The following is a 14,911-nucleotide window of genomic DNA, read 5'->3' as shown; positions in this document are numbered from 1 at the left end:
GGTGTTGTGTCGCCGTACCAGAAAAGCGCATGGCGACGGGGCGCATCCGGTCCGGATGCCCCCGTGCGCGACGTGATCAGGATCGGTTAGTGGTCCTCACCCTGCGGCGGCAGGGCAGCCACCACCGGGTGGTCCTTGTCGATCTTCCCGACCTTCGAGGCACCACCGGGCGAGCCGAGGTCTTCGAAGAAGTCCACGTTCGCCTTGTAGAAGTCCTTCCACTGCTCGGGAAGGTCGTCCTCATAGAAAATCGCCTCGACGGGGCATACAGGCTCACACGCGCCGCAGTCCACACACTCGTCGGGGTGGATGTAAAGCATGCGCGCGCCCTCGTAGATGCAATCGACGGGGCACTCCTCGATGCACGCCCTGTCCAGGACGTCCACGCAAGGCTGCGCGATGACGTAGGTCACCTCGAGCTCCTTCTTCTCCGCACCATGGCATGACTCTGACCGCGGTTTGCTACGCCCTAGTATTGCCGTGCTTGCCAGCTGGCCGAAACGGAGGGTGGCAAACTCGTGGCCGCACGTCTCATCATCGCGATCACAAGTCAGGATATAGGCGCACGCATCACCACCCGCAGGCGCGTCCCTGGGGGATTTCGTGATGCGGTGGGCATCCTCGTGTCGTGGGAGAACGGACTACTCAAAGTTCGCAAAAGAGACGGCACCGTGGTGGAGATCCAGGAAGAGACACTGGTGGCCGCCAAGGTCGTTCCGGCCGCGCCTCCTCGACCTGAACGGATGTAACGGTAAGTATTCGTACTGTGACCGTACGTACCTGCGCCGCCGCAGCAGCCATCCTCGCCAGCGCCGGATGCGGCGCGTCCTCCACCCACTCCACCGCAGCTCAGCCCAAGAACCTGCCGCCGGTCAACGTCCAGGCGAGCTCGTTGAAGGCCGGCTTCGCCACCATGGACCGGCTGGTCGAGGCCGCCAAGCGCGAGGGCCAGCTCAACGTGATCGCCCTGCCCCGCGACTGGGTCAACTACGGCGAGATCATCGACGCCTTCACCGACAAATACGGGCTCAAGGTCAACGAACTGGAGCCGACCGCCGGCAGCAAGCGCGAACTGGACGCCGCCGCGCAGCTCAAGCCCGACGTCTTCGACCTGACCCTGGACGTGGCCGTCTCCGGGGCCGACCGGTTCGCCCCGTACAAGGTGCAGGGGTGGCAGGACCTACCCGACGACGTCAAGGACCCGTCCGGCGCCTGGTACGCCGCCTACGGCGGCTTCATGTCCATCGGGTACGACCCACGCGAGGTCAAGCCCCCGGCTTCCTTCGCCGACCTGCTCAATCCCGGCTACCGGGTCGCGCTCGACGGCGACCCGCTGCGCGCGGACGGGGCGTTCGACGGCGTGATGGCCGCCTCCATGCGGTCGGGCGTGCCGCAGCCCTCGCAGGGGGTGGCGCTGTTCGCCAAGCTCAAGCAGGCCGGACGGCTCACCGACCTGGGCAAGGCCAACACGGTCATCGCCTGGGACCACCTGAACGCCGCCCGCAGCGCCGCCCACTCCGACGCGTGGAAGGTCACGATCCCCAAGGACGCGCCGCTCGGCGGCTACCACATGCAGGCCATCAGCAAGGCGGCCCCCCACCCGGCCGCGGCCCGCCTGTGGCAGGAGTTCCTGTTCTCGAACGAGGGCCAGAACCTGTTCCAGAAGGGTTTCGCCCGCCCGGCGCGCGGCGAGGCGATGATCATGAGGGGCACGCTCGACGCCGAGCAGGCCGCGAAACTTCCCAAGGCGCCGGGCCCGCCGGTCCTCATGACGATCCCGCAGGCAGACGCGGCGAAGGAGTACCTCAGGCGGGAATGGACGAAGAGTGTCGGATGAGACCCATGTGACTTGATATGTCGTAGGGACGATCAGGCTCTAAAGTGAGCAGACAGCACGGCCAGGGGGGCCCGATGTCTGATCGAATGTGAGCTGATCGTCTTGCGATATGACACACCGAGCTTGGAGCGGTGGAACAGTCGCGCCTACGACAGCAGCTTCGGCTACGTCTCCACTCAGGGTGCGCCGCTGGTCGACCTGCTGGATCCGCGGCCCGGCGAGCGCGTGCTCGACCTGGGCTGCGGCACGGGCGTGCTCACCGCGCAGATCGCCTTCAGGGGCGCGGACGTGCTGGGCATCGACGGCTCCCCCGCGATGATCGAGAAAGCCATCGCGCAGTACCCGGGGATCAACTTCATCGTCGGCGACGGGCACGACTTCAACGTCGTGAACCCGTACGACGCGGTGTTCTCCAACGCGGCGCTCCACTGGATGCGCCGCGACCCCGACCTGGTGATCGCCAGCGTGCGCGAGGCGCTGACCCCCGGCGGGCGTTTCGTCGCCGAGATGGGCGGCGCGGGCAACTGCGCCGAGCTGACCGCCGCGATGCTGACCGCCTGGCGCGAGTACGGCCTGCGCGAGCCCGAGCTTCCGTGGTACTTTCCCTCGCCCGCCGAGTACGCCCGCCGACTCGAGCAGGAGGGGTTCGTGGTCAGGCTGCTGGAATACTTCGACCGGCCGACCCCCCTGGAAGAGTGCCCTGGCGGGGCCGCCGACTGGGTGCGCATGTTCGCCGCATCAGTGCTCGAAGGGCTCCCGCCGGACATCGTGGAGCCCCTGCTTCGTCGCGTGAACGAGTTGGCCGCGCCCGCACTCCGCAGGGAGACTGGCTGGATGGCCGACTACGTGCGTCTACGCTTTGCCGCTGTTCGGCGTTGATGCGTTGTACATGATGCGTAGGGCTGATTTGCCGGACTATGGTCTGTTCCGTGGGCGGCGAGATTATGGCTGCACCGCTGCGGCGGCGTGAGGGGCTGGTGAACGGAACGGGATGAACTTCTGCCTGAGCGACCTCGTACCACCGTTGAGGTGGAGCGACGCCACGACGATCACGCTACTCACCGGGCAGCCCGAGCTGCCGGACGCGTGGTGGCGGAGCCTGCCCATGCCACACGTCCTGGCGGCCATCGGCCCCGAGTCGTTGGGCGAGCTGCTGACGGAGATCGCCCTGGAGCACTGGCCCGCGGCGGCGGTGGGTGACGTCCTGCCGGCGCTGTACGTCCTGGACCCCGAGGAGGCGGACGAGCCCGCCGTCGCGATCGCCCTCGACCGGGCCGGATCGTGGGCCGGGCTGCTGACGCTGACCAGCCGGGAGCTGGTGGACCAGCCCTTCATCCAGGCGCGGCCGGTGCTCAACACGCTGTTCTCGGCGGTCCTGGTACGGCTGGCGCAGCCGCACGTGGCGATGCCCGCGCACCCCGCGCCGGTCCCCGCCGGGAGCGAGCAGTCGACGTCGACGTCGGCGTCGGCCGAGCAGGCGCCCGCCGTGGTGGCCGCGCCCGCGCCCGACGTCCTCGATCAGCCGGTCGCCGCCCAGGAGCCCGCGCTCGTCATCGCCGTGCCCTCGTCACCTGCGGCCGACGAGCCCTCCTCGCACGCCGCCGAGGAGCCTTCCTCGCGCGCCGCCGAGGAGCCCTCGTCGCAGCTCGCCGAGGAGCGGGGTGCGGCCGAGGCGGAGCCCGTGGCCGAGGAGCCGGCCCCCGAGCCCGTCGAGGAGCCCGACCCCGTGCTCCGGTTCGCCGCCGTCGGGTCGGTGATCGACGGCCCCGAGCCCGACGCCCACTTCGTCCCCGCCGGGTCGGTCATCGACGACCCCGAGCCCGACGAGAGCCCGGCCGTTCCCGAGCCTGTCGAGGCCGAGCGGGAGTCCGACGAGGAGGTCGTGGCGTCCCACGAGGGCGCGCCCGAGGCTCCCCAGGAGGGCGAGCCCCAGGCCGTCGCACCGCACGGCACGCCCGAGGACGCCGCGTCGGACGACGACGTGCCCGAGGCGGCCGTGGCCGACGAGCACGCCCCTGAGGCCGCCGCATCCGAGGAGGGCCCGTCCGCCGAGGCCGCCGCCTCGCACGAGGACGCCTCCGAGGCCGTCGCCTCGCACGAAGCCGTCGCCTCGCAGGAGGGCCCGGCTTCGCAGGAGGGCCCGGCTGAGGATGCCGAGTCGGTGCTGGACGCCGACGAGGAGGCACGCGAGCCGGAGGGCCGGCCCGTCCTCGACGCCGCCGAGGAGCCCGCCCCCGAAGCTGTCCTGGAAGCGGTGGCTCAGGAGGCAGGGGTTCAGGAGGCGGAGGCCCAGGAGGCCGGGAGCGCGCCCGAGCCGGAAGAGGCCGAGGCGCCCGAGCCGGAGCCCGCCGTGGCCGCCCAGCAGGAGGCCGCCCCGTCGCAGGACCAGCCGCTGCCGAATCTCATCGAGGCCGCGTTCGCCGGGCTCGACGACAAGAGCTGGGCCGTGGCGCAGAACCGCGTCTTCACCGACGAGCCCTCCGCCGTGGACCAGCTGGCCAAGCTCTTCGCCGTTCCCCCCGCCGAGATCTCCGCCACCGAGGACGAGCTCCGTACCCGCCTCGACCACTGGCTGGCGAGCGAGGAGGCGGCCCCGTACCGGGCCCATCTGGAGGAGCTGCGCAGGACGCTGGGCCCGGCCGCCCACAAGGAGCAGCTCATCGGCGCGGCCGACTGGCACAACGTGGAGATCCGCGCCCTGGAGGTCCCCGCCTGGCAGTTCGTGCTGGCGACGCTGTCACCCCAGCCGCAGCCCCAGTTGCAGTCGGCGTTCGGCTCGCCCCCGGTGCCGCAGTCCCCGCCCCCCGGCCCGCCGCAGTTCCAGGCGTTCACCCCGGCGGCCCCGCCGGTGGAGGAGGCCAACGGCGACTCCGGCGAGCACAAGCCGTACCAGCCCCTGAAGGACGTCTCCCAGACCAGGCGCTGCTTCAGGCAGCCCGACGGCCGCTGGTGGCTGCGCATCGACGTGACGGCCGAGCAGCTCGCCGGTGGCGAGTGCGCGCTGCCGACGGGGTTCGCCTCGTACCTGGGCCTGTCCCCCGGCGAGAGCCGGACGGTCAGGAGCGCCGCGGGCGAGCTGACCATGACGTGGCACGGCAGGCCGGTGCTCGAATCCATCGAACGCCTCCTGGTGGACGTGGGAGCGCGAGAGGGCGGGCACCTGTTCCTGACGCTGTCGGACGAGGGCGTGCTCAGGGCCAGGCACCTCCCGGTCGCCGCGCAGGGGGCCGAGAAGATCACCAAGGCGCTCCGGCTGGTCGGGTACACGGCTCCGGGAGGCACCCGAGATCAGGCGGCCAGAGTGATCGCCACCAGGATCGGCATGACGGGGCCGGTCGCGCTCCCTGACCTGCTCACCAGGCTCCGCGAGCGCGGGGACCGCGACCTGCTCGCTCTCTTGGACTGAGCCGGTGCCGCGGCTCGCGATCGGCCCTGAGTTTCCCAGGGAGCTCAGCGCACTGGCTCAGCCGGTGCGCAGGGACGCCGTTGTCGCGCTGCGCCGGTTCCTGCTGAACGTGGCCGGCGCCCCGCACCCCGAGCGGGTCAGGGGCGGCCGGGATCCGCGGGTCGCGACGTTGCGGCTGGCCGAGGGCCATCGCGGGGTGGTGGTGCGGCAGCGTGACGTGTACTGGCTGCGCACGGTGCTGCCCGACCCCGACGCCTGGTCCTACGCGCGGCGCTTCAGGTTCGGGGTCAACCCGGCGATCGGCGTGGTCGAGGAGTGGGACGCCGAGGCACTCGAACGCGTCGAGCCCGCATTACGCAGATCGGCCAGGTTCTCGGGGCTGTTCGACCCGATCTGCGACGGCGACCTGATGGGCATCGGCCTGGACGTGCACATGCTGCCGCTGTTCAGGCTGATCACGACCGAGGCCGACGTGGCCGCGCTCGAACCGCTGCTCCCGCCCACCCAGCACGCCCCGCTCGCCGTGCTGGCCCGTGGCGGCACGCTCACCGAGGCGTGGCGGGAGCTGGACGCCTGGCGCGCCTCCGACGAGGACACCGGGCCGATCGACCCCGAGGACCTGCACGCGGCGCTGCGCCGCAGCCCCGACCGGGCGGCGTTTGTCGCCGACAAGGTGGAGCTGGACCGGGTGCTCGGGGCGCCGGCCTGGTGCACGTTCCTCGACCCGCCGCAGCACCGGCTGGCCAGAGCCGCCCGTTTCGAGCAGCCGGTGCTGGTCGTGGGCGGGGCGGGCACCGGCAAGACGGTCGTCGCCCTGCAGCGGGCCGCGTACCTGGCCGCGCGCGGGTCGGGCCCGGTGCTGCTCGTGACGTTCTCCCAGGGGCTGGCCGAGGAGCTGTCGGCGAAGCTGGACCTCCTCATCGAGGACGAGGTGGTCCGCAAGCGGGTCGAGGTCGGCAACGCCGAACGCCTGGCCCTGCGCATCGTGGCCGACGCGGAGGGCCGCCGCCCCGCGCTGGTCGGCCCGGGGGCGCGCACGCTGGCCCAGCTGACGGACGAGGCGCTCAGGCTGCTCTCCCTGGCGACGGGCGGCCTGCTCGACGACGTGGATCCGGAACACAAGCCGTACCGTCACATTGTCGTGGACGAGGCGCAGGACATCAGCCCGGCGCAGTGGCGGCTGCTGCGCGCGGCGGTGCCACGGGCGCGCAACGACCTGTTCGTGGTCGGCGACCCGCACCAGCGGATCACCGACACGCGGGTGGCGCTCGGCGCGGTCGGCATCCCCACCGTCCAGCACACGCTCAAGCTCTCCTACCGGCTGCCGCAGGAGCTGCTGTCCTTCGTCGTACGGCTGCGCGGCGGCCCGGCCAGCGGCCTCGTCAAGGGCACGACCAACATGTACGGCTTCCACTCGACGCGCAACGGCGACCGGCCCGTCGTCAGGGCCTACGACACGCCCGAGTCGGAGCTGGCCGGACTGCGCGGCACGGTCGAGTCGTGGCTGGCCGACGGCGTACCCGCGGAGGAGATCGCCGTCGGCGCGCGCAATCCGCGGCTCGTCCGGGACGCCAGGCGGGCGCTGAACGGGCTGGACGTGCGAGCGTGGACGTTCCAGCATCTCAAGGGGCTGGAGTTCGAGCGGGTGGCGCTCATCGGCGTGGCGGAGGGCGTGGTGCCCGAGCCGCCGCCGGAGGAGCCGGACGCAAGGGCTCGTGCCCTCCAGCGCGAACGGAGCATACTGTTCGTCGCCTGCACTCGGGCTCGTGCGATGCTCTATATCTCCCATTCCGGAAGAGGCAGCCCGTTTTTGTCACTCTAATCTCATAGTCTGAACTGCGGATATATCTTCCCTTTGCCGGTTGGACCTCAATGAACCTCAGCCTGAGCGACCTCGCGCCACCCCTGCGATGGACCTCCCCTGGTCAGATCGCGCCGATCGTGGAGGAGCCACAGCTGCCGGAGGCCTGGTGGCAGGCGATCCCCCTCGATCGCGCGTGCGCCAAAGTCGGAACGCAGACCGTGGCCGGCCGCCTGGCCGACCTCGCCGTGGCCTGCTGGGGTCATCTGATGGTCGGCGACATCCTCCCGTTGCTGCGCTTCTCCGACCCCGCCGAGGCCGAGCGGACCCCGGAGACGCTGGGCAAGGACATGGTGCAGAAGCTGTTCTCCGGCGTGTTCGAGCGGCTGCTCGAACCTGCGCCCGAGGCGGTGCCCGCGCCGTCCGTGCCCTCCGCGGCCCCCGTGTCCCCCGCGGCCTCCGTGCCGTCCAGGCCGGACAAGCCGCTGCCCGAGCTGATCGACGACCTGTTCGGGGCGCTGGACGACCGGCAGCGGGCCATCGCCCGCGACCGGCTCTACGCCGCGCAGCGGGCCACGCTGGACGAGCTGGCGCAGCGCTTCTCGGTCACGCGGGAGCGGATCCGGCAGATCGAGCGCGACCTGCGCGACCACGTGGAGGCCTGGCTCGGCAAGCCGGACGCCTCCGCCCTCGTCGCGCACGTCTCCTGGCTGCGCGGCCGGCTCGGCTCCGCGGTCCCGGCCGACGACCTGCAGGCCGCCGTGCCGTGGCACCGGGCCGAGCTGCGCTCGCTGGGGATCCCGGCGTGGCGGTTCGTGCGTACGCTGCTGACCGGCTACGAGCAGTCCGACGGGTGGCTCGTGGCGGGCGGGGCCGACGAGCTCCGGGAGAAGACACGGCAGCTGTTCGCCGACGGGCCGCGGCCGCTCGGCGAGGCGGTGACCCTGGTCACCCAGCTCGGCGTGCGCGAGGACGTGGCCGAGCGGTGGATCCTGGCGGTGCCGCAGCTGCGCGTGCTGGGCCAGCACGTCGTGCCGTGGCCGCGCAGCATCAACGAGAAGGCCGAGGCGGTGCTGGCGGTGGCGGGCGCGCCCCTGTCGCCCGAGGAGATCCAGGAGCGCATCGGCGAGGACTACAGCCTGGTCGGCATCCGCAACCAGCTCACCGCCGACGAACGCTTCCGACGGGTCGACCGGAACAAGTACGGCCTGACGCGATGGGGCGGCGACGAGTACCTGGGGATCAGGGAGATGATCGCCAGGGAGATCGAGCGCGCCGGGGGCGAGGCCTCGGTGAGCACGATCGTCACCAACCTGACCGCCAAGTACGACGTCAGCGAGAGCTCGGTGCGGGCCTACTCGGGCGGGCCGGGTTTCGAGCGGACGCAGCGGGGCTGGATCCGGGTGGCCGGCACCTCGCCGACCGGGGAGGCGGAGCCGTACCAGCCGCGCAAGGACGTGTCGGAGACGCGGCGCAGCTTCCGCTCCCGCGACGGCCGCTGGTGGCACCGGGTGGACGTCAACGCCGAGCACCTGCGCGGGTCCGGTTCGCCGCTGCCCACCGGGTTCGCGGCGTACCTGGGGATGGCTCCGGGCGGGCAGCTCACCGCCTCGACCCCGTCCGGGGACGTGGTGATCAGCTGGCACAACCAGCCGACCATGGGGTCCATCCGCAACGTGCTGGCCGACTTCAAGGCGAGCGAGGGCGACCACGTGTTCCTGACCGTGTCGGACGGGGGCGAGCTGCTGACCCGCTACCTGCCTGCCGCGCCGGTCGGGATGCCGCCCGTCAACCGCGCCCTGTACCTCATCGGCTACACCGCCCCCGTCAGCTCGGAGCTGGAGGGGCTGCGGCTGATCGGGGCCAGGATGGGGATGCCCGACACGGCGGCGCGCGAGGAAGTGCTGGGCAGGCTGCGCGAGCGCGGCGACCGGGACATCCTCGGCTTCCTGGGCGGCTGACCCGGGACGCCATCAGCCTCCCTGGCGGTCGCCCCGGGGACGCCCTTGGCTGCCTGGGCAGTAGACCCGGGGACGTCCTCGGCTTTCCGGGCGGCCGGCGCGGCTAGGCTCGGAGGATGCTCCGGATCTACGACACGCGTGCCAGGCAGGTCGAGGAGATCGACGCGGGGCGGGCGGTGCGCATGTACACGTGCGGGCCGACCGTCTACCGCCACGCGCATGTGGGCAACCTCCGTACGTACCTGCTGTCCGACCTGATCAGGCGGGTGCTCGAACGGCGGCGGGTACGCGTGCTGGCCTGCCAGAACATCACCGACGTGGGCCACCTGACCGACTCCGGCGACGACAAGGTCCTGGAGCAGGCTCGGGCGGAGGGGCGATCGGTGCGCGAGCTCGCCCGTTTCTACGAGGACGCATTCAGGGCCGACACCTCGGCGCTCAACCTCCGCCCGCCGGAGCACACGCCCCGGGCGAGCGAGACCGTCGACCTGATGATCGAGCTGATCGCCAAGCTGATCGAGCGGGGGCACGCGTACGAGGTGCCGGACGGGTCGGTGTTCTTCGACGTCCAAACCTTCCCCACTTACGGCGAAATTTCGGGAAATCGCCTGGATTCGCTCAAGCCCGCCCACCGCATCGACGCCGTCGATTCGCGCAAGCGCTTCCACGCCGACTGGGCGCTGTGGAAACCCTCCTCCGGAGACCTGACCTGGGACTCGCCATGGGGGCCCGGCTTCCCGGGGTGGCACGTGGAGTGCTCGGCCATGTCGCTCCGCTTCCTCGGCTCCCGCTTCGAGATCCACGTCGGCGGGATCGACCTGCGTTTCCCCCACCATGAGGACGAGCGCGCCCAGTCCAACTCTGCGACGGGGCACGAGGTGGTGCGGCACTGGGTGCACGGGGAGCACCTGCTGTTCGACGGCCGCAAGATGGCCAAGTCCACGGGGAACGTGGTGCTGCTCTCGGACGTGGTCACGGCCGGACTCGACCCTCTCGCCGTACGCATGGCGTTCCTGGAGCACCGCTACCGGCAGCAGCTGAACCTGACCTGGGACACCCTGCGAGCCGCCGACCGCACGGTGCGGCGCTGGCGCGCCCGGGTGGCCGAGTGGTCGGAGTCGCCCAGCGCGCCGATGTCCCCGGACTATGCGGACCGGGTGGAGGCCGCCTTCTCCGACGACCTCGACACGCCGTCCGCGCTGCGCGTCCTGCGGGACCTGGAGCGCGACGAGTCGGTGGCGCCAGGGGCCAAGTTCGAGACGTTCCTGCACGTGGACCAGGTGCTGGGGCTCGACCTCTCGACGGAGATCGGCAAGGCGCGGGTGCTGCCCCCAGGAGCCGGGGAGCTTCTGCGGGCGCGGGAGCGGGCGCGGGAGGCCCGGGACTGGGAGGAGGCGGACCGGCTCCGGGACGAGCTGGCGGAGATGGGGGTACGCGTCGCGGACACCCAGGACGGCCAGACCTGGACCTGACCCCCACTCCGGGGGCTCGCCGGCTCGGGTCGCGCCGGCGGCGGCGCCGGTCTTGGCGTAGGCGACGATCCCGCCCGGCAGCACGAGTCTCGTCATGCCCGAGGTGCAGACGGCCGGCTGATTGCCGCACTCGTCGTACATCGTCACGTCCGGGATCGTGAGCCCCGCGGGCGGCACCGCCTTCCCGGCCGGCCGGATGCGGCGAGTGAGGGAGAGGTTCTCGCCCGTAATCAGGCGTTCCGAAGTCCTCCGCCCAGGGTTGGAAAGTCGGCCGGAGGAGTGATCTCGGGCTGACAGACTTGATGCCAGTTCGGCGGAGATGGAGGTGTCGGTGAGGCCCTATGCGTGGATGCCGCGGCCGTTGCGGTGGTTCGCTCGGGTGTTGACCGTAGTGCTCGCGCTGGCCCTGGTGCTGGCAGGGGTCGTCGTCTACACGGTGCGGAAGTCGTTCCCGCAGGTGGATGGATCGCTGCGACTGCCGGGCCTGACCGGGAATGTGGAGATTTATCGGGATAAATATGGAATCCCGCACATCTACGCCGACACCGCCGAGGACCTGTTCACGGCTCAGGGGTTCGTCCACGCCCAGGATCGCTTCTACGAGATGGACTTCCGCCGCCACCTGACCGCGGGCCGCCTCTCGGAGCTCTTCGGCAAGGCCACCGTCGAGAACGACAAGGCCATCAGGACCATGGGGTGGCGCAAGGTCGCCGAGGAGGAGCTCTCCGAGCTGTCCCAGGACACCCGGAGCTACCTGGACGCGTACGCGAAAGGCGTGAACGCCTGGCTCAGCGCCAACCCGAACGCCTCCGACCGCAGCCTCGAATACTCCATCCTCAAGATCCAGAACGGCGGGTACACGCCGGAGAAGTGGACCGCGGCCGACTCCGTGGCCTGGCTGAAGGCCATGGCCTGGGACCTGCGTTCCAACATGGAGGACGAGATCGACCGCGCGCTGGCGCTGACCAAGCTGCCCAGGGAGCGCGTCGAGCAGCTCTACCCCGGCTACCCGTACGACCGCCACAGCCCGATCGTCACCCAGGGCACCATCGACCGGGGCCGCTTCGACCAGCAGGCGGAGCCCCAGACACGCGCCAGCCGCGCGATCGCCCAGGCCGCCAAGACGCTGGACGCCGTACCGAACACGATGGGCACGGAGGACCGCGAGGGCATCGGGTCCAACTCGTGGGTGATCTCCGGCGAGTACACCGCCAGCGGCAAGCCGCTGCTGGCCAACGACCCGCACCTGTCGCCGCAGATGCCCTCCGTCTGGTACCAGGCCGGGCTGCACTGCAGGAAGGTCACGGAGGCGTGCCCGTACGACGTGACCGGGTTCACGTTCTCGGGCGTGCCCGGTGTGATCATCGGGCAGACGGACAAGATCGCGTGGGGCTTCACCAACCTGGGCCCCGACGTGGCCGACCTCTTCCTGGAGCAGGTGCAGGGCGACACGTACCTGTACAAGGGCCAGCAGCTGAAGCTGGAGACCAGGCAGGAAAAGATCAAGGTCGCGGGCGGCGCCCCGGTCACGATCACGGTCAAGAGCACCCGGCACGGGCCGCTGATCAACGACGTGATAAGCGCCGCCAAACCCAGCGGCGAGGCCAACGCGGTGGCGTTGCAATGGACGGCGCTGACGCCGGGCCGGTCGGCCGACGCCATCTTCGCGCTGAACAAGGCCGGTGACTGGCAGGAGTTCAAGGCCGCGGCGGCGCTGTTCGAGGTGCCGTCCCAGAACCTCGTCTACGCCGACACCACCGGCAAGATCGGCTACCAGGCTCCCGGTCGCATCCCCGTACGGCAGAAGGGCGACGGCACCTGGCCCGTCCCAGGATGGACGGGCGAGTACGACTGGATGACGGCCCCCATCCCGTACGACCAGTTACCTTCGGTGGAGGACCCGGCCGACGGCTTCATCGTCACCGCGAACAACGCCGTCATCGACCCCAAGCGCTACAAGCCCCTGCTGACCATGGACTGGGCGAACGGCTACCGCTCCGAACGCATCCGCGAGCGCATCAAGGCGGCGATCAAGAAGGGCCCGATCGACGCGGCGACCATGTCGTCGATCCAGCAGGACACCTACAACGGCTTCGCCGAGACGCTGATCCCGGCCCTGATGCGGGTGGATCTCGCGGGGCCCAGCGGCGAGGCCAGGCAGCTGCTGAAGACGTGGGACCGCACGCAGGGCCTCGACTCCACCCCCGCCGCCTACTTCAACGCGGTGTGGCGGCAGGTGCTCATGCTGACGTTCGACGACGACCTGCCGGAGGCGGCGCGACCGGCCGGAGGAGACCGCTGGTACGAGGTCGTCCGGCGGCTGCTCGACACCCCGGACGACCCTTTCTGGGACGACGTGACCACCAAGAACATCAAGGAGACCCGCGACGACATCCTCCGCCAGGCGCTCGCCTCGGCGTACCAGGAGCTGTCGGACCGGCTCGGGCCGGAGGTCAAGTCCTGGCGCTGGGGTGACCTGCACCAGTTGGAGCTGGTCAACGGCTCGCTGGGGACCTCGGGGATAGCTCCGGTGGAGGCCCTGTTCAACCGCGGGCCGCTGGCCGTGGCGGGGAGCAAGGACGCCGTGAACGCCACGGGGTGGAACGTCCAGAAGGGGTACGCGATCAGCGCCGTCCCGTCGATGCGCATGGTCGTCGACCTGTCCGACACGGACAAGTCCCAATGGATCAACCTGACGGGCGCCTCGGGACACGCCTTCCACGACAACTACTGGGATCAGGCGGAGATCTGGGCCAAGGGCGACCTGCTGCCGATGTACGCGAAGCCCGAGTCGATCAAGAAGGCGGCCGTACACACCCTCAAACTCACCCCCTGACCCCCTGCCCCGCGAGGTCTGGCGCCCCCGAACCGCACCACCCCCCGAACCGCACCACCCCGCGACAAGGACGGCGGCCCAGCGGACGCCGCCGGTAAACACGACCGAGGACCGACGCCCCACCGGACGCCGCCGGTAAACACGACCGAGGTCCGACGCCACACCCCCTCGCCGTACGACCAGCGTTGTAGAGACGATCCAGACCCTGGGCCGACGCACCAGCCTCCGCCTCCCTGCCACGATGGCGCCATGAATCGCCTCTGGTACCTCGTCGGAGTCCTGCTCATGCTCGCGGGCCTCGTTCACCTGGGCGTGTTCGTCGTGGACGGCGGGCCGTGGGAGGGCGCGGTGTCGTGGCGCAAACCGTTCACGTTCGGCGTGTCGTTCGGGCTGAGCGTCCTGACCCTCACCTGGGTCTCCCAGTTCGTACGGGTCCGCGCCCGCCCGCTCCTGGTCGGCGCCTTCGCGGTGGCGTCCACGCTGGAGGTGGCCCTGATCACCCTCCAGGCGTGGCGGGGCGTGCCGTCCCACTTCAACATGGAGACCGCCTTCGACACGACCGTCGCGAGGACCCTGGCGGCAGGCGGCGGCGTCCTCATCGCCATCGCGATCATCATGACGATCGCCGCATTCCGCCCCGATCCAGACCTGGCCCCGAGCATGCGCCTGGCCGTACGCGCGGGCTTCGCCACGCTCCTCGCCGCCATGGCGTTCGGCGCCGTCATGATCGCCCAAGGCGTCATCGAGGTGGTGACGGGAAACCAGCAACTCGCGTACACGGTGGCCACCACCCTGAAGCCCGCCCACGCGATATTCATGCACGGCGTCCTCCTCTTACCGGCCCTGTCCTGGCTCCTCTCCCGCACGCTGCCTTCCGAGGACTCCCGCGTCCGCTGGATTCGCCTGGCCACCTGGCTCTACGTGGCCATCGCCACCGCCGTCTCGGCCCTCGCCTTGGCAGGCATCACCCTGGTGTCCCCTTCCACCGCCTCCGTCCTCTGCGCCGGCGCCATCTCCGGCCTGGCCATCGCGGCGCTCACGCTGAGCTGGCTGAAGGGCTCACCAGAACGCACTCCCCCACCGTAGGCGGGATCGGGCGCGGGCCCGGATCTCATGCGCCGTCGCTCGGTCGTCGCCACCGCAGCGGGGCCCGGGGGTAGCCACCGTCTTCCAAGTCGGCCAAGCGCTCGAAAACGTTGTATGAAGCCTGGTTGCCACAGACCAGCACCGACACGAGCATCGACAGCAGGTAGAGCGGCAGCATGGGGAGGCCGACGCACCAGGCCCACTGGGTGGCGTGGCGGCCCTCGTGGCGGACGAGGTGGTCGGGGAGCGAGTCCCACTTGGTCAGGACGACGTTTCCCACGGTGAACGCCCCTGCGACGGGGAAGCCGTAGCGGTAGCCGAAGGCCAGGATGAGCCCGTTGGGGCCAGGGCTCCGGGTCGCGCCACCGATGATCGAGATCAGCAGACCGAGCGGCGTGGCGAGGTTGATGTAGTTCGCCACGCGCCGGAACCGGAAGCGCGTATCCATGCGTCTCAGTCTTGACCAATCTTGACAAGTCGGAATAATGATCCCCGTCCTGAAATCTCCCACA

The 14,911-nt window shown here is 70.6% G+C and carries 11 protein-coding genes; 9 read left to right on the top strand and 2 right to left on the bottom strand.

Annotated features, from left to right (window positions below; genetic code table 11):
- Nucleotides 1-86: 86 nt before the first annotated feature.
- On the bottom strand, nt 87-413 hold the full coding sequence (gene fdxA / locus ABZS69_RS11235; RefSeq protein WP_355369676.1) for a ferredoxin: 327 nt from the start codon (nt 411-413) through the stop codon (nt 87-89).
- A gap of 105 nt (nt 414-518) precedes the next feature.
- Between fdxA and ABZS69_RS11230 the strand changes: the two genes are divergently transcribed.
- The 9 genes from ABZS69_RS11230 to ABZS69_RS11190 all read left to right on the top strand — a co-directional run bounded on the left by ABZS69_RS11230 (nt 519) and on the right by ABZS69_RS11190 (nt 14,399).
- Nucleotides 519-749, top strand: coding sequence for a hypothetical protein (locus ABZS69_RS11230; RefSeq protein WP_355369674.1), 231 nt, complete (start codon nt 519-521; stop codon nt 747-749).
- Between the two features lie 17 nt (nt 750-766).
- Nucleotides 767-1,837 (top strand): ABC transporter substrate-binding protein, encoded by a 1,071-nt coding sequence (locus tag ABZS69_RS11225; protein WP_355369672.1) that lies wholly within the window; start codon nt 767-769, stop codon nt 1,835-1,837.
- 102 nt (nt 1,838-1,939) lie between these two features.
- Nucleotides 1,940-2,716 (top strand): methyltransferase domain-containing protein, encoded by a 777-nt coding sequence (locus tag ABZS69_RS11220; protein ID WP_355369670.1) that lies wholly within the window; start codon nt 1,940-1,942, stop codon nt 2,714-2,716.
- 112 nt (nt 2,717-2,828) lie between these two features.
- Nucleotides 2,829-5,243, top strand: coding sequence for a hypothetical protein (locus ABZS69_RS11215; protein ID WP_355369668.1), 2,415 nt, complete (start codon nt 2,829-2,831; stop codon nt 5,241-5,243).
- Between the two features lie 4 nt (nt 5,244-5,247).
- The gene (locus ABZS69_RS11210) at nt 5,248-7,065 is read left to right on the top strand and encodes a UvrD-helicase domain-containing protein (RefSeq protein WP_355369666.1); all 1,818 of its coding nucleotides are present in this window, start codon (nt 5,248-5,250) and stop codon (nt 7,063-7,065) included.
- Nucleotides 7,066-7,115: 50 nt separating this feature from the next.
- On the top strand, nt 7,116-9,005 hold the full coding sequence (locus tag ABZS69_RS11205) for a sigma factor-like helix-turn-helix DNA-binding protein (protein ID WP_355369664.1): 1,890 nt from the start codon (nt 7,116-7,118) through the stop codon (nt 9,003-9,005).
- A 116-nt stretch (nt 9,006-9,121) separates the two neighbouring features.
- Nucleotides 9,122-10,477 (top strand): cysteine--tRNA ligase, encoded by a 1,356-nt coding sequence (cysS, locus tag ABZS69_RS11200; protein WP_355369662.1) that lies wholly within the window; start codon nt 9,122-9,124, stop codon nt 10,475-10,477.
- 349 nt (nt 10,478-10,826) lie between these two features.
- Nucleotides 10,827-13,313, top strand: coding sequence for a penicillin acylase family protein (locus ABZS69_RS11195; protein WP_355369865.1), 2,487 nt, complete (start codon nt 10,827-10,829; stop codon nt 13,311-13,313).
- A gap of 249 nt (nt 13,314-13,562) precedes the next feature.
- On the top strand, nt 13,563-14,399 hold the full coding sequence (locus ABZS69_RS11190) for a hypothetical protein (protein WP_355369660.1): 837 nt from the start codon (nt 13,563-13,565) through the stop codon (nt 14,397-14,399).
- A gap of 25 nt (nt 14,400-14,424) precedes the next feature.
- On the opposite strand, the gene ABZS69_RS11185 is transcribed toward ABZS69_RS11190, so the two are convergent.
- Nucleotides 14,425-14,847: a hypothetical protein gene (locus tag ABZS69_RS11185; protein ID WP_355369658.1), complete on the bottom strand. Its 423-nt coding sequence runs from the start codon at nt 14,845-14,847 to the stop codon at nt 14,425-14,427.
- Nucleotides 14,848-14,911: the final 64 nt, after the last annotated feature.

Origin of the sequence: Nonomuraea sp. NPDC005650, from assembly GCF_040605375.1 — a bacterium.
GTDB lineage: Bacteria > Actinomycetota > Actinomycetes > Streptosporangiales > Streptosporangiaceae > Nonomuraea.
The sequence above is the reverse complement of the archived record's forward strand: the minus strand, read 5'-3'. Positions and strand labels throughout refer to the sequence as shown.

Excerpts from the sequence above, each read along its gene's own strand:
- ABZS69_RS11215 (WP_355369668.1), top strand. The coding sequence starts at position 2,829 with ATGAACTTCTGCCTGAGCGACCTCGTACCACCGTTGAGGTGGAGCGAC.
- ABZS69_RS11205 (WP_355369664.1), top strand. The coding sequence starts at position 7,116 with ATGAACCTCAGCCTGAGCGACCTCGCGCCACCCCTGCGATGGACCTCC.
- cysS (WP_355369662.1), top strand. The coding sequence starts at position 9,122 with ATGCTCCGGATCTACGACACGCGTGCCAGGCAGGTCGAGGAGATCGAC.
- ABZS69_RS11195 (WP_355369865.1), top strand. The coding sequence starts at position 10,827 with ATGCCGCGGCCGTTGCGGTGGTTCGCTCGGGTGTTGACCGTAGTGCTC.
- ABZS69_RS11190 (WP_355369660.1), top strand. The coding sequence starts at position 13,563 with ATGAATCGCCTCTGGTACCTCGTCGGAGTCCTGCTCATGCTCGCGGGC.
- ABZS69_RS11185 (WP_355369658.1), bottom strand. The coding sequence starts at position 14,847 with ATGGATACGCGCTTCCGGTTCCGGCGCGTGGCGAACTACATCAACCTC.